Below are 23,469 nucleotides of genomic sequence, written 5' to 3' on the forward strand. Positions count from 1 at the left end.
CAATTAAAAAACCGTTAAAATCCTACCAGTAAGGGTTTTGAACAAGGTTATCGTTTACCACAATTGAATTGTTCCAGATAGGCCACAGGTAATCCCTGGTATTGAATACCGGGATCTCCACGTTGCGAGCACGATAATAGTTAATAGCCTGTTCTTCGTAAATACTCCAGCCGGTTAGCGGTGTGCTCAGTACGCCCTGCAGTTCTTTCCAGCGGCGTAAGTCCCAGCCGCTCTGGCCTTCAAAACAAAGTTCTATCCTGCGCTCCTGGTGAATGATAGCCCTTAAGCCCTCTTTAGAAGTCGGTTTCGACGGATTTTTTGAATAGGCTGCCCATGAATTAACAATACCATCCAAACCTGCACGGGCCCTGATCTTATCTACATATGATATCGCATCGGCAGTAGGGCCATTTACTTCATTTAATGCTTCGGCATAGAGCAGGTATAAGCCCGCCATACGCATAACCGGCATTGAAAAATCCGTCCAGTTAAAGCCATCGTCGTATACTGTAAGGTAATTGGCCAGCTTTTTAGGCCAGTAACCGGTGATGTTTGATTTTTGCAGCGTTTTAGGGCCGGCAAGCGAGGTAACGCCACGTGCGGGTACGTAATGCGCAATATTTGCATCCAAAATGCCATCACCAAACCAAATACCGCCGTCAAAACCTATGCTGCCATAAAACCGGGGCTCACGGTCAAAATGGGCTTTAATGGTTTGATAGCCTTGCTTTATGTAATAAAAGTTTGCAGCATCGCCGGTACGCAGCTGGTTACGGTCGGCATAATCCCAGGTTTTATCCTCATCAATAGGCACGCCTTTGTTGGTATAAAACAAATCGGTAGTTGAAATTGGCACTGCAAAATAAGCAGGGTTCTGGTTATCGTTTTGGTTGGCCTTTTGGGTTAACCTTGGGATGCAATACTCCTGCCCGTGCCAGATATTGCTCAACGACCAGATCAATTCAGGATTGGTATCCCATTTTTGCGTGAGTGCGTTTTGACAGGTTAGTACCCTTTTCAATGAATCGGGCAGGTTTGAAACACCCGGCGCAGGCACAAAATTGGTATTTAAATGAAGGCCGGCAGCCTCGCAAAGATCAATAGCTGTTTTACATGCGGTGGCGGCCTTTTGCCATTTAGTAGCATCAAACGATGTTGAGAACAGGTTTTTACCGCTTTTATCTTTAAAGTTGGCATAATCAGGATTGCCATTAAACAAAGGACTTGCCGCCGTCATCAATACTTCGGCTTTGATGGCCGCAGCAGCAGGTTGAGTTATCCTGCCCAGCTCTTTGGCGGGGTTGTCAATTGTAACGGGCAGATCGGGAATAGCCTGGTCAAGCAGTCCTACAATGTAGTTAACCACGTCATCAACCGGTTGGCGTTTAACCTTCACCTCGGCTGTTGAAGCTTCAACCGGCAGGTTTACGTCGATAATAGGTACCGGGCCGTACATCCTCATCAGGTAATAATGGTAATAAGCCTTCAGGAATTTGACTTCGGCTATCCAGCGCTTTTTATCGGCAGCACTCAGGTCGGCAGGCTTATCAATATTTTCAAGCATGGTATTGCAGCGCCTTATGGCAACAAACATAGCGGTACCGTTAGCCCTGCCATCCCAAAAGTTTAAACCGGGTTCGCCAACATTTTGAGTACCTGTAATAAGCGAGAAACCAGTGATATCAATAGGGTTGTTAGCCAGGTTAAGCGGAAAAATGATCTCGCCCGAGGTAGTAAAACCTGCACTCCTGTTTAGGTCATTTAATTGCTGTACAGATGAATAACAGGTAAAAAGATAATTTTCAGCTTCGTTCTTACTCCTGAACGCATAGTCAATTGTTCCTACATCTGGCGGAACAACATCAAGGTATTTTTTACATGAGCCGCTTAATACCATTAAAAATAATAAGCAAATATGTTTATAGTTAAATTTCATGATACTCTTCATCTCCTTATAAATTAACATTCAAGCCAATATTGTATACCTTTTGGATAGGATAGTTAAACCCGTTTCCGCCCAGTTCAGGGTCCCAAAGTTTAAATGAGCTCCAGGTAATAAGGTTGAGACCGTTCAGGTAAATCCTTAAGCTCCGTAAGCCCAGTCTTTTTGATACCGAAGCCGGCAGCGTATACCCAAACTCGGCCGATTTAAGGCGCATGAACGCGCCGTTACGCAACCACCAGGTACTTGGCTGTAAATTATTTTCGATAATGTTACGGGTTGTTCCTAAACGCGGGTAAGTAGCATACAGGTCCTGGTGCTCCTCGCTCCAGTGGCTATCCGCAAATTGCTGCAATAGCTGGGTATTACCGTAAACATAGGCTTCGGTACTTTGCACAAAAGGACTAACCTGGTTAGGGTCGACAAAAAATGACACCCTTGCCTGCCCCTGGAAGAACGCCGAAAGATCGAAGTTTTTGTATTGGGCAGATACACCGTACCCGTAAACAATTTCAGGCACCTGCGGATAGCCGATAAAGGTTTCATCACGGCTATCAATAATACCATCACCGTTCAGGTCGCGGTATTTGATATCACCGCCCCTTGGCGCTTTACCTGTAGTTGAAAAGATTTGCGTTGGCGATGCGGCAGCTTCAGCATCGTCAACAAATAAACGGTCGGCAATGTAGCCGTACCCAATACGGATGGGCTGGCCTACAAAATGCCTGTATGCCTCGGGATAATTAGGCTCCTCGTAATAAGTATACTTATCAGTTGCCAGGGTAAGGTTACCACGTCCTGAGATGAGCCACGAACTGCCGATGCTTTGTTTATAATCGAAAGAAAGATCGATGCCCTTTGAGTTTGCCTTACCTAAGTTGGCATAAATATCGGCCTCAAGCCCTGATGTACTTGGGATGTACGAGCGTTTTTGCAGGATGTTATACCTGTTATAATTATAAAACTCGGCCGTAATATTCAGGTTTTTGAACAGGGTCATCTCCAAAGCCACATTCGCCTGCTTTGAAGTTTCCCAGGTTACGTTAGGATCGGGATAGTTGAGTATAGTAGCACCATTGTGCGCATATCCTGCATTGGTACCAAAAGCAGCATAGGCCCCTCCGTTAAGATTTACATTTGATGCATAAAAGAAACGTCTGTCGCTGATGGCATCGTTACCCACCAAACCATAACTGCCGCGTAACTTTACCCTGGTGAAAATATCAGCCAAGGGCTCAAAGAACTTCTCGCCCGACACCAGCCAACCGCCGCCGATGGTTGGGAAAAAGCCGTAACGGTGCTCGGTAGAGAACCTTTCGGAACCGTTGTAACCAAAGTTGAACTCAACAAAATATTTGCTCTTGTAGTTATAAGCAGCCCTGCCTGCAACACCAAGGTTACGGTGAGGTAAAGCATCTATCAGTTGGGAGGCATTTGAATAAACCGTTTGCTGCCGGGTTAACACCATTGTTGCCGAAACATTATGATTCCCAAACTGCCTGGCATAATCAAAGTTACCCTGCAGATAAATCTGGTTGCTGATGACAGGCGTACCGGGAAAATATTCCAGATATTCAATAGCATCACCGGGGTTTTGGTTGAGCCAGGTTAACGTATAGGTGTTATTGGTTTTATTGTAGCTGCCAACATTGTAATAAAAAGGCTTATAAGCCAGGTTTGAATCAAAATACGAATACCTGTTAGTACTGAAAATGCCATGGAAGTTTAAGCCGTTGGTAATAAAGTTCAGGCCCTGGTTTAACTCGATCTGAGCCAGCACTCTCGACTCCGACGAGGTTTTATGCCCCCTGAGCAGCAACGCGTACGGGTTATTGTAAGGTACGCCTACATCTGTCGGTGCGCCAAACAGGATATGTTTGGTATCGCGGTTTGCCGAATCGGCAGGGAAATAGGCCGGGAACAGCACGGGGCTGGTATGCAGCGCAATTTTATAAACATCCGAATTAAATGAACCATCGGTTGTAAGCGGACCGGCATAGTCACTGAACGTGCCCGAAAAGCGCAATATCGCTTCTGTGGTTTTGGTCAGGTTCAGGTTTACGTTTGAGCGTAACTGGTAGTTGGTAAACTTGATGTTATTATCGTTGTTATTGGCCCTGTCTTCATTAAGGTTACCGTGATCAACATTGTATGAACCGCCTACATAGTAACGGGCAAATGGCGTACCGCCGCTAACACTTAAGTTGCCCCTTTGGGTTGAAGTGCGTTTTTTCAGTAACAAGCCCAACCAATCAACAGCAGGATATACATAAGGGTTATAACCCGGCCCTTTAGCTATGGTGTTTTGGGTATTGATGATCTTATCCGGATCAAAAGGCGTTGGCTGATACGGGTCCCTTGACAATGTAGCCTCATTATAAAGGTTCATGTAAGTGATAGGATCAGCTATTTTAAGCGACTGCGTATTTTGAGACACCGAGTTTTCTACACGGAAACTGATTTGCGGCTTGCCTATTTTACCTTGTTTGGTTGCCACCAAAATTACACCGTTAGCACCGCGTGCACCGTAAAGTGCCGTAGCACTTGCATCTTTCAGGATAGAGAAACTGGCAATATCATCAACCTGCAAACGGGCAAGGTCATTGGTAGTAAGCTCAATGTTATCTATCAGGATCAGCGGGTCGACCTTATAGCCGAAAGTAGTTACCCCCCTGATAAAGAACTGGGCGTTATCCTGCCCCGGCTGTCCCGTTCCCTGGAAGGCGATGATCCCTGCTGCCTGGCCTGCAAGGGCAGTGGTCAGGTTACTTGCAGGGATTTTTAATTCGGCCGGTTTTATGGTAGTTACCGAACCAACGATGGCTTCCTTACGTTCCTTTTTACCGTAGGCGGTAATCACAACCTCTTCGGCCTGCCTTACATCCTCAACCAAAACAACGTTGAACAGCTTGTTGTCGGGGCTTACAGTAAAGGTTTGCGTAACAAAGCCTATAAAAGATACCCGGATCACCGAGCCGCTTTTTACATCGAGGATAAATTTACCGTTGTTATCCGTTACCGTGCCACGCTTGGCATCATCCACAACGGTGATACTTACACCGGGCAGTGTTACCCCTTTTGAATCGCGCACGGAACCCGTTACGGTAATATCAGCTATGTCTTCAGCCAGGTTACTGTTTTTAGCGCCGGCAGTTTCTTTAATGATGACCGACTTGCCATCAATAGTATAGGTTAAAGCTGAGTTTTTGAGACAGATCTTCAGGGCTTCTTCAAGCGGGGTGTTCTGGAAGTTTACATCCAGCGGCGGCACGTTTTTTATACTCTTTGCCGACCAGAAGAGGTTGTAGCCTGTTTGCTTATTTATTTCATTGAATATTTGTTTAAGCGTTGCATCATTCTGTTTATAAGTGATTTTTTGTGAAAAAACCGCTGCACTTGCCTGCATAAATGCCAGGAAGAGTATAAACGTCGTTATCTTCATGATGAGCAGAAATTTCTTAGGGTAGCACGAAGGCGTACAAATGTTTGTAGTAAAAATTTTATACATTTGTTAAAGGCTGTTTTAAGTTGAAATGTTACGACAATTACATTCAGGTTTTAAAAAGCTGATTGAGCAGGGGCATCGGAAGTGCCTCTGTTCTGCTTTTTATAAACCGCTGATCTGCTTTAAGCTATGGGTAGGTATTGGTTTTTCTCATATTTTTTAGTTTAAATTGGTTTATTGGGGTGGTTATTTTCGTTTACTTACGGTTATGGTAGTACCCTGAATGCTAAACCGGGCATCACCGGTTTGTTCCATCATTTTTAACAGGGTTGTAATATTGGCAAAGCGGGTGGTTACAGCGCCATAGGTTTCCTTCTTCAGGCTTTGATCTTCAAAAACTACATCTACATTGTACCAGCGTGATACACTGCGCATAATGTTTTCCAGCTTTTCATCATCAAAATTGAAGTAGCCGTTTTTCCAGGCTATGGCATCAGCGGTATTTACCTCGCTTACGTCAAGCGTGCTGGTTAACCGGGCCTGTTGACCGGGATTTAATATAGCACTCTTGCTGGCGGCTGTTATTCGTACTAAACCTTGTAGTAGCGTTGTTTTGGTAGCGGCATCATCGGCATAGGCGTTAACGTTAAAGTGGGTGCCCAATACCTCCACCGTTTGGCGGGCGGTTACTACCCTGAATGGCAGCTCCTTGTTATGGGCAACTTCAAAATAAGCCTCGCCGGTTAGTTCAACGCGGCGCTCTTTTTGGTTATTAAAACTTACAGGGAATTTTAGCGAGGTATAAGCATTAAGCCAAACCTTTGAGCCATCGGGCAAAACAACCTGGTATTGGCCGCCTTTTGGTGTTTCAATGGTATTAAAATCAGATGTATTAATTTCATTACCGGAAGCAGCGCCCGGTAAATTTGGCGAACGTTCAATTATAGTATATACCAGTTGCCCGTTTGCGGCCTTGGTTACCTTAATTCCATTTTGATTAGCTATCTGCCCGTTGCCGGCATCAGTAAGGGAGATCTTTTTTCCATTGGCCAGGGTAAGGATAGCTTTATTGCCGCCCGGCGGGATATCGTTCTTAACCAGTTGTTGGGTTCCGTTTGCAGATTTATCACCAATATTTTTTGAAACAAATAATGCAGCGATACCTAATATCAATATTATTGAAGCCGCAGCCACCCATCTGAAGATTGGTTTCGTTTTAGCAGGTTTTGTTTCGCGGTTGAGCCTGGCAAGCATGGCCTCCCCTGCCAGCTCTTCGCTTTCGGGAAATTCGGCATCCTGGTACGCGTTTTCACGATACCATTTCAGTAATTCGTCGCGCTCGGTCGCCGTGGCAGTATTGTCCCGATACTTTTTAATTAAAATGTAGATACGTTCCTGGTCCAATTGGTTTTGGTGCTTATATATGGGTGTACCATGAAAGCAACCTTACCCTATATGGGTTTTGAAAAAAAATAATTTTATGTACACGAATAATTTACAAGTAACCAATTAATTCGTCAGGCGGGAGGACTGTTATACCTGCGTCTTTAAAATCCTTTAAATTTTTGGTAACAATGAAATCCAAATTAGAAACTGACTTTGCAGCAATGATTTGAATAGCATCTTCAAAATCTTTATGACTGGACAATAGTGCCTTTTTGATAACGTCACAATCAATACCGATGAGATCAATATAATCCAACAAGGAATAAAGCAAGTCTCTTAGCTCTTTTTCCGAAACATACTTTTTTAGTAAATAATGAGTAGTAGCGTAAGCATGTGAAGAAGTAAAAAGCTTTACTTTCTTTTTTTCTGCCAAATCGAATAGCTGTATAGCAAATTTGCTAAAGGGGGGCCTGTCGGCAAGCAAATCAATCAGAATGTTAGTATCAACAAATACTTTCTTCATAAATGCTTACGTTCAAAATAAGCATCTAATTCTTTTTTTTCATCAAAATCTGCAGGCAGTTTGATAGAACCAGCCAATTTTTGAAGTTTAGTGGAAATTTGTGCTGTATCCTCGCGATGTTCTTCTGTCAGCGTCGAAAGATAAGTTTCAATCAGTTCTGATAAACTTCTTCCAGTTTGCTTCGCGTACGATTTCGCCTTTTTAATAATGTCCTTCTCTACGGTCAGGGTTAATTTCGTTGTCATAGCACGTATACTTTTAACAAAAATACGTATCTCTGCAAAAATCAGCAAACAATATGTATGATTAGTTAAGAAAAAAGTGTGAGATCAGGTGTAAAAAATGACAGGTTGATTTTGTTCATATGTCCTGACAGGAGAATTGTTAATAACTGATTAACTACTCCTTATCGTTTGATCTTATTCGTTTCTTAAACTTTTAACAGGATTGGCCAATGCAGTCTTCACTGACTGATAGCTTACAGTTAATATGGTGATTAATATAGCCCCCATGCCGGCAGCAGCAAAAATCCACCAGGATAGGGCAATCCGGTACTGATAATTTTCAAGCCATCCGTGCATAAAATACCAGGACAATGGAATAGCCACGAATAAAGAGATGAGGACAAGCTTAATAAAGTCAACTGATTGAGCATACCATAAATTAAAAACCGTTGCACCTAATATTTTACGTACACCTATTTCCTTAATCCGCTGCTCTGCTACAAAAGAAGCCATGCCAAACAGCCCCAGGCAGCTGATAAATATCGCCAGTCCGGAAAAGCAACCGGCAAGGTTGCCTATGCGGACTTCGGCTGCAAACTTAGCCGCATAATCATCATCCACAAACTTGTAATCAATGGTGGCATCAGGTGTAAGCTGTTTAAAAACCCTGGCAATTTTAGCTAATGAGGCCTGGGCGCTCAAAGCCGGGTTCAGGCGCAGGAACAGGCAGTTTCTATCACCTTTCATAAAAAAGAATGTTGCTGAAGCAAGTTTAAAGGGCGATTCCATCACCATATCTTTTACAACTCCTAATATGTGATAATTTTTTCCTTCGTATTTGATCATTGCATTTAGCGGATCTTTTAAACCCATGTGCTTAACTGCCGTTTCATTTACTACAAAACCGCTGGAGTCACTTACGGTTGAGGCCGAAAAATCCCTGCCTGCCAAAAAACTCCAGCCAACGGTTTTTCCATATTCACTGCCCACAGAAATTGTACTGAATTCTTCCTTTAAACCCGGGTCTTTTCCGTTCCAGCTAATGTCTGTACTGGTTGACCAGATACTTGTAAGTGGACTGGAAGATTCGGCCAGGGAGGTTATCGCTCCGGTAGCTTTTAACTCATTGCTTAATACTGCATACTTAGCCTGGATATCCCCCGTAATCGGGATTGTCAACAAACCGTTACGGGAATAACCTACCGGCCGCTCCTGTGCAAAACGAACCTGGCGGTAAACAATGATAGTTCCAATGATTAAAGTAACAGAAACGGTGAATTGCAGCACAACAAGTACTTTACGCGGCATTGCGGCAAAACGCCCCACCCGGAAACTGCCTTTCAAAACCTTCACCGGCCTAAAGGAAGACAGGTAGATTGCAGGGTAACTGCCGGCCAGCAGGCCGGTTAACAAAATAAAGCACGCGCTGCTTAGCCAAAAAAATGAATTTGTCCAGGGTATATTCATTGCTTTACCTGCAACGCCATTAAACCACGGCAGGCTTAGCTGTACCAATACCGTAGCCAGTAAAAAACTAAAACAAACCATCAATAGGGATTCAATATAAAACTGCCTTACTAATTGACTGCGGGCAGAGCCGATCACTTTACGGATCCCCACTTCTTTGGCACGTTTTTCACTGCGTGCAGTACTCAGGTTCATAAAGTTAATACAGGCCAGTAACAGCACAAACAAACCTATCGTTCCATAAAACCAAACGTATTTTAGAGCATCGCTCCTAACATTCACCGCATTTTCAAATTTCGAATACAAATGCCAGCGGCTCATAGGGTGCAGAAAGACCACGGGTTTACGTGCAGCCTGGGCGCCACTAACATGAATTAATTTAATGTCTTTAATCCTGGCCGAAACCTGGTCAAAACCGGCCCTGTCATTCAATTGGGTATAGATCATCACGAACTGGCTGCTCCAGTTATCCGTTGCTTTCCGGGCCCAGTCGTTAGCTTCAAGATACAGGTCAAATGGAGCAATAAAAGCCAGGTCTTTAAATTCTGAATTATCCGGCTGGTCTTCATAAACGCCGGTTACTTTTACAATTTGTTTTTTATCGATACTGATCACCTGGCCAACCGGCTCAGTCATACCAAATAATTTTTTGGCCAATGTTGCGGAAAGCAAAACAGAACCAAGCTCCTTTAAACCTGTGCGAGAACCGCTGACCATTTTTAACGAGAGCATATCCGTTACACCAGGCTCCATATACCTGCCGGTTTGGTTAAATTCTTTATCGCCTGCATTGATCCTGTGCTGTTCCGAAGCTGTTGAGGTCACTACAGCCTTAAAATAATTTCCGTAAGCCGAACGAAGTTCGGCTGCTAAAGGCAATGGATTAGAATTTATAGTATTTATTTGTCCGTTATAATTAGCATGCACCATGATCTGTGCTATACGGTCATAATTTTGATAAGATTGGTTATAAGATACCTCATCGTAAATCCACAAACCGATCAATATCGCGACAGCCATCCCTACCGAAAGACCGCCTAAATTAATTACAGAGGAAACTTTGTTTTTAAACAGGCTGCGCCAAGCTGTTTTGAAATAATTCCGGATCATAATTAAGTTGGTTTAAGAAATTACAGGCATAATTATGCCATTCAATTAATAAATTGACAATAAGTTACTTACATTAAAACCCATTAATAAAACCTGTAATAAAAGCGAACACCCACGTCCGTTTTTGTAGCAAGCTGGTTTGAATAACAAGTGGGGAATTATTTATGGGATTGATGAGAAACCTCTGAGAAATGCCAGTGAAATCTTTTATAGCTTTTAGTTCATTATTTCAAAAACGAAATAATAGTATGCAACACAACCACTATGCTCCAGCCATAGTTTTTCAACTCACCGCGAATGATCTTTAGCGCGCGGGTAAGGTTGGCCTCTACCCCTTTTTCACTGATCTCTATCTTTTCGGCAATTTCATTGTTTTTTAGCCCAAGGTCGCGGCTATAACGGAATACCAAACGACATTTTTCGGGCATTTCTTCAACAATGCCATTGATATACTCCTGCAAAAAAAGTGCATCAAGCTTATGCTCATCGTGGGTAACATCGGCAAACTCGTAGTTTTCTTTGGCGAGGTCGGCACGGTGTTTTTCGCGCTGGTAGTGTTTAAACACGCTGAATTTTACTGCTGTTGCAAGGAAAGCGGCAATGCTTTGTATTTCAACAGTACTTCGGCGCTCCCATAGTGATAAAAAAACCTCATGTACCAGATCTTTGGCAATGGCCGTATCCTTGCTGTGGTTCCAGGCAATGGCGAGCATTTTTTTCCAGTACCGCTGATAAATTTCGGTAAAGGCGTCATGATCGTCTGCCTGCAGCAAACCTGTTAACTCCTGATCTGTATATGAACTGTACTTTGACATTTGCCCCGTTCCGGAGATTCTCTCTAATTGGTTACCGGCCCAGGATACAGCGGGAACTGCTCCAAAACCCGGCTACAAATATGCAATATAATTTCAATGAAAAAACTATTTTAACATTTATCAGCCATTCAGTGGCTTAAGTAGCAATACAATTACACAAAGCATAAAAAAAGCCACCCTTTGCGGGGTGGCTTAAGCAATAGTATTAAAATTACTTTATTATTTAGATGCTTCGGGCAACAACTGCATGCGGATGTAGTTTTTACCGCTCAGGTATTTTTGCGCGGTAGCTTTTACGCTTTCTACAGTTACGCTGTTCAGATCTTTAGTATAAGTATCTAACTGGTGCAGGTCTTCTTTATCGTTGATCTGCCCACCAATGTAGCCTAACCAGAAACCGTTAGTACGTACGCTGGTTTCCCTGGTGCGGATACTTTCGGCACGCCATTTATCAATGTTTACCTGGGCCGGACCGTTGGTTTTGATCTTGCTGATCTCATCAAGGGTTGAAGCTACCAGCTTATCGGCGTTTTTAGGATCGCAGCCAAAATAAACGAACATGGAATAACGCGGCGTTGGAAATTTGCTGTTATTGGCAAAGGCACCCGGCGAATAAACACCGCTTTCGTCTTCCCTTAAACGTTCTATCAGCCTGATCTCCAAACACTCTTTCAAGGCATCCAGCTGGATCTTTTCGGCAGCACTGTAATCAAACACGCCCGACCAAACCATATCAACCGTAGCTTTTGGTTCCGAGCCTTTGTATACGTTTTTAGCTATCTGCCCTTCGGGGATATGGATACCCAGGTCTTTAGCCTGCTCGCCAAGGTTTTTTGCCGGTAACGAGGCGATATATTTTTCAAGCAGCGGCTTAATTTTTTCAATGTCGATATTACCCACAAAAGTGAAGGTCATGCCTGATGCATCGGCAAAACGTTCTTTGTAAATAGCATACTCACGGTCAAGACTGATCTGATCGATCTTGGCAATGCTCGGACCGGTACGGCGAACGTTATGGTTACCCAGCACAGCGCTTAAAGTATCCTGGAAAACAGCATTAGGATCGTTCAGCCTGTTGGCAAGCCCTGCTTTTGAGCTGGTGATGATACCCTGGAACAAATCAGCATCTTTACGCGGCTCAGTCAAATAACCGTAGATGAGCTCAAAAGCTGTCTCCAGGTCTTTTGGCGTTGAACTGCCACTAACACCCTGCGTACGCTCGCTGATGTACGGACTAACACTTAACTGTTTACCCGAAAGGTATTTTTCAAGCTGTGTAGGGTTATAGTTACCTACCCCAAATGATTCCACCATACCCGATGCATTTTTAGCCGATTCAAAATCAGCATCACTATAAAGCGAAGTACCACCCGGTGCCGAAGCACTGAACAGAATCTCGTTATCTTTAAAATCGGTTGGCTTAAGTACAACTTTAATGCCGTTGCTTAAGGTTAAGGTAGTAGTACCCAAAGCGGCATCTTTAGTTTCACCTGTGATTTTGCCCGCGGCAGGTGCATTAGCCAATAGCGGCTGTTTGCTTACCTCATCGTTGTAAGGTTTCAGGTCTTCAGTTTCAACATCTTTTATCCAGGTGTTAACCACTGCTTCTGCCGGTAGTGTTGCTTTATCCTTTTCAGGAGCGAGCAGCATCACATCGCGATTAGTGCTTTTGATAGAAGTTTTGGTAACGGCGTTTACCTCTATAAGCGCTATACCCGGCAGGTCTTTTTTAACCAGGTCGTACTCATAGCTTATGCCCGGCGCCGCAGTACCTTTTAAAAAGTATTGCAGATACTCGTTCACATAACTATCGGAGTTGGTTTTGTTTTTCTCTTTCAACGCAGCTTCCATATCGCTCAGGTAGCTTTGTTTGGCGCGGTCAAGCTCGGTTTGGGTAAAGCCAAAGCGTTTAATCCTTTCGGTTTCGCGCCATGCAGTTTTGAAACCCTTTTCCAGTTCGCCGGGTTTGGCTACGGCATATACGCTATAGGTATCCAATCCGCCTAAAAAGCCGCTAAGATCAGCACCGCCCTGTAAATATGGAGGATTGGCCTGGCGCATAACTTCGGCATATCGGGCACCGGCCATCCTGTTGAACAGGCCACGGATAATGCTTTCACGATATTCGGTAGCGGTATGCAGATCAAGCGCCGCCTGCTTCATGAATACCTGCGCTACGGTTACAGTCATTTCCTTATCAGTGATAGCAATGAACTGATTTTGACCCGACAATGGCACCGTATATTTGGTACGTGGTTTTTCGGCAGCAGGTTTCTTCAGATCGCTGAACTTGGCTTTAACGGTTTTCTCCATCTCGTTTACGTCGATATCTCCCACTACGATCAAAGCCTGCAGATCAGGGCGGTACCAGTCATGATAAAAACGTTTGATGGTTTCGGGCTTAAAATTGTTCAGCACTTCGTCCGTACCGATAGGCAGGCGTAATGAATAGCGTGAGTGGTTCAGGATCACTGGCAGGTAAGCCCGTTGCATCCGCTCCTGCGCGCCTTTACCAAGGCGTTTTTCTTCCAGTACTACGCCGCGTTCTTTGTCAATCTCTGTAGGATCCAAAGTGGCGTCCTGTGCCCAGTCGCGCATGATCTGGATGCCATTTTTCAGGATCTCCGGATTATCCGACGGGATAGGTAATTGATATACAGTTTCATCAAATGAGGTATAAGCATTTAAATCGGCCCCAAAACGTACGCCCGATTTTTGCAGATAGCTTACCAGCTCATTTTTCGGGAAGTTTTTGGTACCGTTAAAGCTCATGTGTTCCATAAAGTGGGCAAGGCCACGCTGGCTGTCATCTTCCAATACCGAGCCAACCTTATTAGCCAGGTAAAAGGTGACACGTTTTTTGGGCTCTTCGTTATGCCTTATGTAATAAGTAAAACCATTAGGCAGCTTGCCGGTGCGTACAGCAGGATCAAGCGGAAGGTTCTTTTCGACAGCGGACTTGGTTATTTTCGGTTTACTAACCTGGGCCCACGTTGGTGTTGTCTGAAACGACCAGCTAAGCGCAAGTCCTACACTGGCCAATAAAATAGTACTTTTTATGTTTTTCATATTTTGTATATCGGATTAGGATTTAGCGCTAATTTAAAAAAGAGCCGGTATTAAACCGGCTCTCCGGAAAATTAAATTAACTAATAAAACGTCCTACCGGGACTTCTTTATGATAGCCTAATGCTATCCTTTTATATTTTTTTAACTGTTAAAGATCTTTTTAAGCTGCGTGTCTATGTCCGCCGCCGCGGGATTTATTAAAACCACATTCCCTGCGGCGTCAAGCATTATGGCAAATGGCACCGACTGGATGCCCAAAGCGTTCATCATAACTGATGCGTCTTTACCATCCTCATATTTATCAATCCCCTGCTCCCATGGCATTGCTTCCTTTAACATGGCATTTTTCCAGGCTTTTCTGTTTTGGTCGATAGAAATACTCATTATTTCAAATCCTTTGGCGTGATACGCTTTATATAACTCCTTGAGGTGCGGAATAGCCGCCCTGCAGGGCATACACCATGATGCCCAAAAATCAACAAGCACCATTTTACCTTTTACTGATGATAATTTAATAGATTTACCATCTGCAGTTTGCAGGTCAAAGGCAGGCAATGGTTTTCCGGCAGTTAGGTTTTTATTGGTTATAACGGTGTCTTGCCTGTGCGCCTGTAATGCTTTTGCCTTTCCCTGCCATCCGGTGCTTAGGGCAAGCGCAACAGGTGTTATTAACAAGAGCCTTTTAAAGTTCAATTTCATTTATTTGGATTATAAAACCTGCAATTCAACTATCTTTCTTTTTGGTGGGAAGCATTTGTTGTTATCACAAACCTGGTAAAACAAACCACATTTAATCACCATTCCTGGTTTTAAAGCCGATGCATCTATCTCAGTTTTGAAAGTCGCCTTATCTTCCCATACAAACATGCCTTCACCACCTGTAAACGGTACCCCGGCCGAGCTTTGCCATTCGCTGCTTTGTACGCCTTCGGGCAGTTCAACAATAGCCTGGGTTGTAATGAACGGGCTATCTTTAGGCACATAAGCATAAATATGCCAGCCTTTCAAAATAGCGGCATCAACCTCAACAGTTTTTTTGCCGGCTGCGCCATCCACAAACTTTGCAGTAACAGCTACAGGATCGGCAAGCGTAGGTATCGCCGCCATTTTATTTACTTCCGGTGCTACCTGCTTAAGTGCTGCTGTTTCATTTTTATAAGTGTTCACCATAAACTTGAAACCGCCAGCTTCGGTATAATACAGGTTAGCCTTGTTTTTGGTGAGCCAGGCACGCCATTCTTTAGCGGTAGCGAATTTTTCGGTAGTATACCTTTCCAGTACGCGTTGAGCTAATGCTGTATCTGTATTTTTCTCCAGCAACTGAATACATTTCTCCAATAGCTCAACCTTCCTGTTTGAGATGCCCAGCTTTTTAGCATCCTCATCAACCTGTAAGGAGTAAGCATCAAGCGGGTAGTAATACTCATAATTGGCATGATAGTATTTGTGATAAGCATCGGTATTGGTGCCAAACGCTTTAAACATGCCATCACCAGTCCAGCTTTTAAGGTAATCTTCAAAGCTTTGTGTATCATCAGTAACGGGCATTTTCAAAAACATTTCGTTGCCTCTGCCTATATCTTCGCCTTTAGCTTTCCTGTCCTTTAGTTCCTGCTGCATTTTTAGCAGGCGGATATTGCCTTCCCGCCTTGAGATCAGGGCTTTTTCGTACAACTCTTTATCGCTCCGGTAGATCATCTCATTAACCCATTCGCGGTTCTCTATCTGTACCTTTTTCATGATGGGGGCCTGATGGTCAAACTTTTTGATATAGCAAACCGTGTTCACAAATACATCCTTTGCTTCATCGGTCATATGATTGGGCGAAGCCGAAAAGCCCCACATAAAATAGTTGCCATGCCTGCCTAATGCTACTGCTTCGGCATTTTTGAGACACACGCCGCCGCTTATGGCTTCGGCATCGGGCGAATCATTAAAACCCTCGCCATGAGCCACCATACCTATGATGTACTTGTCTTTTGCAGTTGGGTCTTCTTTAACCACTTTCCACATCGGCATTTCCTTAGGTGTTGTAGCTCCCTGAAAACCATTATAAAACGAACCCGGCGTTGGGCGGTTTACCATGGTAAGGTTTACCTTAACAGGGGTGTTAAATATCGGGTGACCGGTTTTGATATTCAAGGCATCATCCTCCAGGCATTGGCAATACCAGTCGAATTTTAAACCTATGAGCAGGCCCACATTTGGCGCCATTTCATGCATCAATATCATGGGACGGTTAAAACCGGCCGGCAATTTCACAGGCCCTGCATCAACAATGGTAACATCTACTTTATCTGACATGGCGGCATCGTAATCGCGCACATCAATTACCTCCACCTTATCAAAACGGCTTTCCAGGAATGTCTTAAAATCGGCCATCCGGGTTTTGTAAGCCTCGTCAATTGCCCCTGCCGATGTACTGTAATAATTAATATGTTCTGGTTTGGGCTTTGAGGGATCATATCCCACATATAATACTTTAAGCGATATTTTATCGATACCCTTTTTAGCTATTTTACCAAAAGCGATGCTATGTATTACAATACACAACAACAGGAGTGACAGATTTTTTTTCATGACCCGGTTAGTTGTTAAAAAGTTCGGCAAGTTTGGCGTTCAGAGATTCGTCGCGCAGGGTATTGCCGATGATCTTTCCATCCTTATCCAATAGGTAGCTTTGCGGTACAGCCCTTACCCCGTATAACCTGCCAACGGCATTGTTCCAGCCTTTAAGGTCGGATACATGGATCCATGGCAAGCCATCTTTGGCAATTGCGTCAACCCATTTTTCCTTCACATTATCAAGCGACACTGAAATGATCTCAAAGCCTTTGTCTTTATAAAGCTGATATTGCTTTAACAGGTTAGGGTTACCGGCACGGCATGGTGCGCACCAGCTTGCCCAAAACTCCACCAGTACATATTTACCTTTCAAATCGGTAAGGGAAACCGGTTTGCCGTTTACATCATTTTGAGTGAATACAGGCGCAGGTTTACCAACAGCTGTTATACCGGCAGCCTGGATCCGCTGCTCAAGCTCCTTACCCATATCGGTATTGCGTAACGAAGCGTTCAGCGCTTTAAAAACTGGGCTAATTTTATCTGCATCAACCTTAGTACCGACCGACTCGGACAGACCTACCAATGCGAAGTATGAATTGGGGTTATTTTTGGCGAAGAGGAATTGTTTTTCGTTCCTATCGGCGATGCTTTTGCGGTATTTGGTGTCGATAGTTTTCACAAAGGCGGTATCCTTTTGCTGTTCGGGCGTGGCGCGCGAAAACTCGGCATTAACGGCTTTGGTTAAATCCATAATGGTGCCGCCAATCTGTTTGTTATATGCCTGAAACTCCTCATACACTTTTGAACCGGTAACTTTGGCGTTAACCAGCGAATCGGCCGAAGTGAATACCACGTTTTCCTTACCAAAATAGATGTAAACCACATCGGCATTGGGGGCGTAAATAGCATGCGGTTTCCCCTGACCTGTGTGGTCAAATGACATGCGGCTGGTAGTTATACCCGATACATTGCCCGTAAATTTGAATATACCGTTGGTAACCACGCACGAGTCTTCATGGCTTGTGCCATTATCCATATAATCGATATATGCCTTGGCCGGTTTATCAAGCTTACCGATGTGGCCGGTAATGCTGAAGTTGGTTTTCTGGGCTGATACTGCGAATGGCAACAACAAGGCCAGCATTGATAATTTTAGTTTCATTATGATTGGTTATTATTGATGTCGGGATCTGTTAATTGTATTTTACTTTAGGAAAATCCTTTTTCGCTTGCTTAAACTGGGCTTCCCACTCATCTGTCCAGCCAAAGGCCAGCGTTGCCTGTTCTTTCAGGTTTACACCGGCGGCACCGCTCCAGAAATGCACAAACTCTCCCCAGTTCATATCGCGGGTATACTCGCGTCCATGCGGATTTGGTTTTTGCGGGAAGTTTGCAGCCAGTAAGGCAAAATATTTATTGAGCACCGCAGCTTTGCCATAGCTGCTGTAAACGGGGTAGAACCAGTTTTTAAACCACTGACTTTTTGCACGCGGGAAATCGTCATACTGGGTTTGCATTTGCTGATAGATCTTTTCGGCTTCATCCTGGCGGCCTATGTGCAGCATCACATCATAGTTAAAAATCTCCATGAACTTGCTATCGCCCCAAAGCACATCTGATGGTGAACCTTTTACACCGTGGCTTGCTCCGCTTACGATATGCCCCATCTCATGAATGGGCATACCAATCTGCTCGCCAAATGGTTTTTCCCAGTTACCCAGACCGCAGTCAATAGTATTACGATAATCATGACTGTCATCAAAATAGGGTGACGGGTGCCCGCCGCCGTAAATGCCCTGGTGAAAAACGGTGTATAACCTTGTCGAATCGCCAAACTTGCCGTAGGTACTTTTAACGTAAGCCCAGGAAGCCGACATGGTTTTGTAAGGCCAGGTAACCGATTTATCCATACCCTTATCATAATAAACAGCTACATTTTCATCCTGGTAAACCAATGATACCGTTTGGTCATGCTCAAACCAATGCTCGTGCCATGTGGCAGGCGGAAGGCCCTGCTTATGCTTTGAATTTAATTCGTCGATGCTTAAACATTTTCCATAGTAAAAGGAAAACGAGGCAATGATGATGCTCCCTATTATGAGCTTAATTGATGTACTTTTTTTCATTATTATTTAATCCGTTTGTATATGCAGAACCGGGTACGGCACCCCTACTCGCAAAAAGGCGCCGCCCGATCTGCAAAAGGCTTTTAGTCTTTATATTTAATATCCGGAAAATCTATCCGGGCCTGGTTAAACTCTTCTTCCCATTCATCACTCCAGCCAAAAGCTATGGTAGCCTGCGTTTTAAGATTTACTCCTGCAGCGCCACTCCAGAAATGGATCCATTCGCCCCAGTTCAGGTCACGGTTTGATGGAACATATTTGGCATACAATTGAAAATATTTGCTGATGGTTGGCCCTTTGCCGTAATTACTCCAAATAGGATAAAACCAGCCGCCAAACCAATTCGACTCCGGGTGCGGAAAAATCTCTGTTGCATCCTTAAGCTGGTAATATTCCCTTGAAGCCTCATCCTGCCTGCCAATGTTCATCAGCACATCGTAAATAAAAATCTCGGCAAATTTGCTGTCGTGCCAGATGTTCTGATCCTCATGTGAGTGCCCCCATGATGCATTGGCTACAATATGGCCTATTTCGTGAACGGGCATGCCAATCTGTTCGCCGGTAGGATAGGTCCAGCTGCCCAAGCCGCAATCAATAGTGTTGTGGTAATCATGTGTTGAATCGCGCCATGACGCCGGGTGACCGCCTCCCAGTTCGCCCGTGGTATCAACTGTTGAGTGAAATACACAGTACAGGCGCGGATCTTTGCCAAAGTCGCCGTAGTTTTTCTTAACGTATGCCCAGGAATCAGACATGGCCTTAAACGTCCATGTGACTGACGGATCCATGTTGTTATCGTAGTAAATGGCCACGTTATCATCATAATAAACGCGCTTTAACAACTGGTGATGGAGCCCCCAGTGTTCCTGCCAGGTCTTAGCCGGCGCACCCGGCGGGTCAACCTCTTCCTTAACTGTATTCTTTGTTTTTTTGCACGATGCAATGGTTAATACAGCCATGAGCAGGCCTATTAAGAATGTTGTGATCCTTATCAATTTCATATCGATTTTAATAAATGGTTAATTCTTAGACACTTCGTCAACCGGAGCTCCCGGTATGCCGGTAACCGTTCGTTTTATAGTTCCGTTAACACCAACGCTGATATCCAGGAACATCAGGGCGCCATCAACCCCAACAATAAGTTTGTTATCGTTATCATCAAGCTTGAGCATGGTTACCTTTTTACCCCCAAAATTGGCATCAAGGGTCCGCAGGTCCTGGTTAATAGGGTTATACCTGTAAATCTTATCATTTGATGTAAAGTAAAATACATCAAGATATGACCGCTGCCATTTGGTATCGGCGTTTATCAATGAAGCCCCCTTAAAAATGCGCTTATCGTCAGCACTGATAATGCGGGTGTTTGAATAATCGTCCATGTTAACGTTGAATGAAAATTCATAGATCTGCCCGTCATTACTTTTCAGGAAAGCATAGTTACGGCCTGATACAGGCTTCATAAACAGCAGCTCTTTCATCCCTAAATTTTGCGGGTTAAACGCCGTACCACTTACATTATAAAGTGTATCAAGATAGGCGCCAGACGGACTGAACGATACAAAAGCCGACCGCTTTTTATCGTACCCAAAAAAGAAGTTGTTTGTGTTTGAAAAATATGGCGACAATTCATAATTACCGGAAACAGGATTGGCAAATTTGCCCCAATCTTCGGCAAAAGGAGCCGTACTGGTTACGCTCAGGTACAGTTTATCATTAATAACACCCGATACCCAACCCTTTGTGGCCTCAAATGCCTGGGGCTTTATTATTGGCGGCGGCAAAAAGAACTGCTCGGGGAAATCCTTTTTCTTGAGCATGGTGCTGCCGTCAATAATCACACTGCTCCTGGTAGCATCAGCGCAAATTACCCAGTAATCCTGTACTGTACCGGGCTGATAAAACACAGGCCTTGCAAACAGTTGCAACGGGCTATTAGGCAAATTTTCATGGTGCAGGGCAAAATACAGGTTGGGTAGCACCCCGATGGTATCAGCCTTAACAAACGACAGTTTTGTTACACCATCCTGCACGCTTAAAACCGTCAAACCTTTAGAAAACTGTGTTTTGCCAGATATTTTAAAATCATAAAAATATTTAATGCTGTTCCGTTTATCGGTAACGGTAAGCTTGGCGGCACGCACACCCGGAGCAAGACTGTAAACCACCTTTAAGGGATAGCCTGTATAATTAACACTACGGGCTTCTTCGTTGATGGTTATGCGCCAGTCAAAATCCAGGTCTTTAGCCGGATCGGCATCCTTAAAACTGATATAAGGCTGCAATACCAGGGTATCGCCAATAGTTGCATCAACCGTAGCACCCTGCAGGTTAACAACAATGGGCTCGGTAGGCGGCGAATAATTATAGTTACCCAAATCCTTTTTGCATGAGCAAAAGGCCAGGATAAAAAGAACACAAATGATTATAGGATTAAATTTCATGATACGCTGGTTTTATGAATTATTCCATTGTTATTTTTGCACCTGTTTCGTTATCAACAAAATAGGACTTACCTACCTCGGGAAAATATTTATACAGGAACCGTTTCGTTGGCGAATTGATGTAGTAAAACTCGTAATCCTTAGTGCCTGCTTTTGGAGTTATGGTATAGCCATTTTCGGGATGTTCCTGAACCCAGTTAATAGGATCCCTTAAAAAAGTCCTGGTATTTTCAATATAGTACAGGCAGCGCGGGATCTGGAAATTAGGATCACCATAAGTTTTATAATCTATCAGATCACGTGTACCCGAGGTTATTAAAAACAATTGATGTTTAGTACGACTGTAATCCTTCACTTCGTCCAGCCATGAATTCCACCAGAAAGGCTTTTCGAGGCGGTTCGAAAACAAAATGGTTTTGTTGCGCAAACTATCGGGCATGTTGTTAGTAAAATCGCCGTTGCCCGAAACATGTATAGTTAATATCACAGATTTATTTTCGAGTGCGGCATCAGTATTCTTAAGAATAATGGGAATCTTCACCACGCCCGAATCAGCGGGCATGGTGTACGTTGGCTTCAGGGCCACATAGTGCAGCGGACTTGCAGCAGTTGTGGCCGCATCAACTGTGCTAATGGTAAAACTCCTGGCCTGGTGGCTGCGCCTGCCCGAAACTATTACCGGGATCCAGACCGTATCCTGAACAAGGGTAGGATCGTACGCAAACGAATAGGTAAGCGTATCCTTTTTAGGATAATTGAAATAAATATTATCGGTTGAATCGTAGAAAAATTTGGCATCTTTCTTACATCCAAATAACATGGTGCCCGCAAGCAGTATAAAAAGTATTTGCTTTTTCATCGTCATCATTATTATTAGTTATTTCTGAAAGCTTCTTCATCAGGCGGCAGCGGGAATACAAATATTTTATCGGTAGCCGGATAGCTTACTCCCGAAGCAGCTTTAATAGGTAGGTTTAACCTTTTATACATATAAAAGATCTGGCTTTCACCGTAAAACTCTTTCCGGGCCTCTTTCAACAGCAGGTCAATAAAATCGGCCCTGGCCGGGATGTCCATTAAATCGTTCCCTATACCCCTGCTTCTTCTCACCGTGTTATAGTAATTCATAGCTTTAAGCGGGTCGGTATCAAAGCTGGCCTCGGCAGCTACGTAATACATTTCGCTAAGCCTTAATGCTGGTGCAACCAAAGGGTGCAGGTTTTTTACCGGCGCAGTGTTAGTGAGATATTTTTGAAGCAGGGCACGCTCAATACTGCTGGAGCCAACTTTAGTTTTGAAAAACCATTGCCTGTACCGCCAGTCATCGGCGCCATCGGCGCCCGATTCGTAGATATCATCTATCTGCGTGCTGGTTGGCGAAAAAAACGGTGCATCGCCGGCAAAGGCCGCCAGCAGGTAATCTTTTATAGCTTTGTTATCATTAATGTACCAGCAGCTAATGAGCTCCTTGTAAAAGATGCGGTCTTTTTTCGTGTTATCGCTTTGGTTAAAATCGGTACCGTTTGTTGCCGGAAAACGTTTTGAATTAATCACCTCATTGGCCATGGCCAGGCTGTTAACCATATCATTTTTATACAGGTATACCCTGGCAAGTTCGCCGCAGGCTGTAAAATAATTCATGCGGTGCCGGCGGTTCTGCATAAACAGATCAGGATCTGAAACTTCGGGGGTACCATTATCACCAGGGTATCCAACAGTGTAATTTGAAACAATAGGGTCGGAAGAGCGAAATAAGGTCCTCGCGGTTTTCAAATCGGTGATAACACTGTCGAGCGCCTGGCTCACCGTCGAAAACCTGGTGCTTTTAATAGTAACCGATGTTACATAAGGGATACCACTTGCATTAGGTTTGCTTTTGTATGATGGTGCAAACATCCTGAGCATATCAAAATGCAGATAAGCCCTTAAAGCCAGTGCCTCGCCTTTTATCAGCTCATAATTGTGGCCGGTAAACAGGTTTTTCTTTTTATCAATATTGTTCAGTATGTAGTTACAATTGGCAATAGCGCGATAGCCCGAATTCCATATATCAGCATTACGGTTAATTAAATCGGGATAGGTATAATTAAAGGAGGCTATGTTACTGTAACCAACATTGGTAAAATCATAGTTTTGAGCCATAATATCCTGGTAGCCGAACGTGAGGCTTTCGCCATACAGCGACGGCGCTGCACACAAGGTGTATACCCCGTTGAGGGCTTCCTTAAAACCCTGCTCGTTTGCAAACAGCTGATCCTGCTCAATTTGCGAGGAGGGCTTTACATCTAAAAACTTTTTACATGATGTAAAGGCTATCAGCACGGTTAGTATGTATAAATATTTCTTCATTGCTGTA

At 43.9% G+C, this 23,469-nt stretch carries 16 protein-coding genes; all 16 read right to left on the reverse strand.

What is annotated here, in order from left to right; genetic code table 11:
• Positions 1-22: 22 nt before the first annotated feature.
• The 16 genes from ACFFGT_RS13795 to ACFFGT_RS13870 all read right to left on the reverse strand — a co-directional run bounded on the left by ACFFGT_RS13795 (position 23) and on the right by ACFFGT_RS13870 (position 23,462).
• Positions 23-1,936: a RagB/SusD family nutrient uptake outer membrane protein gene (locus ACFFGT_RS13795; protein WP_377023124.1), complete on the reverse strand. Its 1,914-nt coding sequence runs from the start codon at positions 1,934-1,936 to the stop codon at positions 23-25.
• A gap of 16 nt (positions 1,937-1,952) precedes the next feature.
• Positions 1,953-5,450: a TonB-dependent receptor gene (locus ACFFGT_RS13800; protein ID WP_377023125.1), complete on the reverse strand. Its 3,498-nt coding sequence runs from the start codon at positions 5,448-5,450 to the stop codon at positions 1,953-1,955.
• A 183-nt stretch (positions 5,451-5,633) separates the two neighbouring features.
• Positions 5,634-6,791 carry a FecR family protein gene (locus tag ACFFGT_RS13805; RefSeq protein ID WP_377023126.1) on the reverse strand — a complete coding sequence of 386 codons (1,158 nt, stop codon included), beginning with the start codon at positions 6,789-6,791 and terminating at the stop codon, positions 5,634-5,636.
• A gap of 91 nt (positions 6,792-6,882) precedes the next feature.
• Positions 6,883-7,296, reverse strand: coding sequence for a type II toxin-antitoxin system VapC family toxin (locus ACFFGT_RS13810; RefSeq protein WP_377023127.1), 414 nt, complete (start codon positions 7,294-7,296; stop codon positions 6,883-6,885).
• Positions 7,293-7,541: a DUF6364 family protein gene (locus ACFFGT_RS13815; protein WP_377023128.1), complete on the reverse strand. Its 249-nt coding sequence runs from the start codon at positions 7,539-7,541 to the stop codon at positions 7,293-7,295. The genes ACFFGT_RS13810 and ACFFGT_RS13815 overlap by 4 nt, the downstream gene beginning before the upstream one ends.
• Positions 7,542-7,715: 174 nt before the next feature.
• Positions 7,716-10,097 carry an ABC transporter permease gene (locus ACFFGT_RS13820; protein ID WP_377023129.1) on the reverse strand — a complete coding sequence of 794 codons (2,382 nt, stop codon included), beginning with the start codon at positions 10,095-10,097 and terminating at the stop codon, positions 7,716-7,718.
• A gap of 224 nt (positions 10,098-10,321) precedes the next feature.
• Positions 10,322-10,912: an RNA polymerase sigma-70 factor gene (locus ACFFGT_RS13825; protein WP_377023130.1), complete on the reverse strand. Its 591-nt coding sequence runs from the start codon at positions 10,910-10,912 to the stop codon at positions 10,322-10,324.
• A gap of 219 nt (positions 10,913-11,131) precedes the next feature.
• The gene (locus tag ACFFGT_RS13830) at positions 11,132-13,981 is read right to left on the reverse strand and encodes a M16 family metallopeptidase (RefSeq protein ID WP_377023131.1); all 2,850 of its coding nucleotides are present in this window, start codon (positions 13,979-13,981) and stop codon (positions 11,132-11,134) included.
• Between the two features lie 141 nt (positions 13,982-14,122).
• Positions 14,123-14,680: a TlpA family protein disulfide reductase gene (locus tag ACFFGT_RS13835; protein WP_377023132.1), complete on the reverse strand. Its 558-nt coding sequence runs from the start codon at positions 14,678-14,680 to the stop codon at positions 14,123-14,125.
• A 9-nt stretch (positions 14,681-14,689) separates the two neighbouring features.
• A complete protein-coding gene (locus ACFFGT_RS13840; RefSeq protein ID WP_377023133.1) occupies positions 14,690-16,561 on the reverse strand; it encodes a protein-disulfide reductase DsbD domain-containing protein in 1,872 nt (623 codons plus the stop codon).
• Positions 16,562-16,568: 7 nt separating this feature from the next.
• Complete coding sequence (locus ACFFGT_RS13845) at positions 16,569-17,708, reverse strand: redoxin family protein (RefSeq protein ID WP_377023134.1); 1,140 nt, start codon at positions 17,706-17,708, stop codon at positions 16,569-16,571.
• Between the two features lie 31 nt (positions 17,709-17,739).
• Positions 17,740-18,672, reverse strand: coding sequence for a hypothetical protein (locus ACFFGT_RS13850; RefSeq protein ID WP_377023135.1), 933 nt, complete (start codon positions 18,670-18,672; stop codon positions 17,740-17,742).
• 83 nt (positions 18,673-18,755) lie between these two features.
• On the reverse strand, positions 18,756-19,673 hold the full coding sequence (locus ACFFGT_RS13855) for a hypothetical protein (protein ID WP_377023136.1): 918 nt from the start codon (positions 19,671-19,673) through the stop codon (positions 18,756-18,758).
• 18 nt (positions 19,674-19,691) lie between these two features.
• Complete coding sequence (locus tag ACFFGT_RS13860; protein ID WP_377023137.1) at positions 19,692-21,113, reverse strand: PKD-like family lipoprotein; 1,422 nt, start codon at positions 21,111-21,113, stop codon at positions 19,692-19,694.
• 19 nt (positions 21,114-21,132) lie between these two features.
• On the reverse strand, positions 21,133-21,972 hold the full coding sequence (locus ACFFGT_RS13865; RefSeq protein ID WP_377023138.1) for a DUF4843 domain-containing protein: 840 nt from the start codon (positions 21,970-21,972) through the stop codon (positions 21,133-21,135).
• A gap of 14 nt (positions 21,973-21,986) precedes the next feature.
• Positions 21,987-23,462, reverse strand: a complete 1,476-nt coding sequence (locus tag ACFFGT_RS13870) for a RagB/SusD family nutrient uptake outer membrane protein (protein ID WP_377023139.1) — start codon at positions 23,460-23,462, stop codon at positions 21,987-21,989.
• Between the last annotated feature and the right edge of the window lie 7 nt (positions 23,463-23,469).

This window comes from Mucilaginibacter angelicae (assembly GCF_042434235.1).
In the GTDB taxonomy this organism is placed as follows: domain Bacteria; phylum Bacteroidota; class Bacteroidia; order Sphingobacteriales; family Sphingobacteriaceae; genus Mucilaginibacter; species Mucilaginibacter angelicae.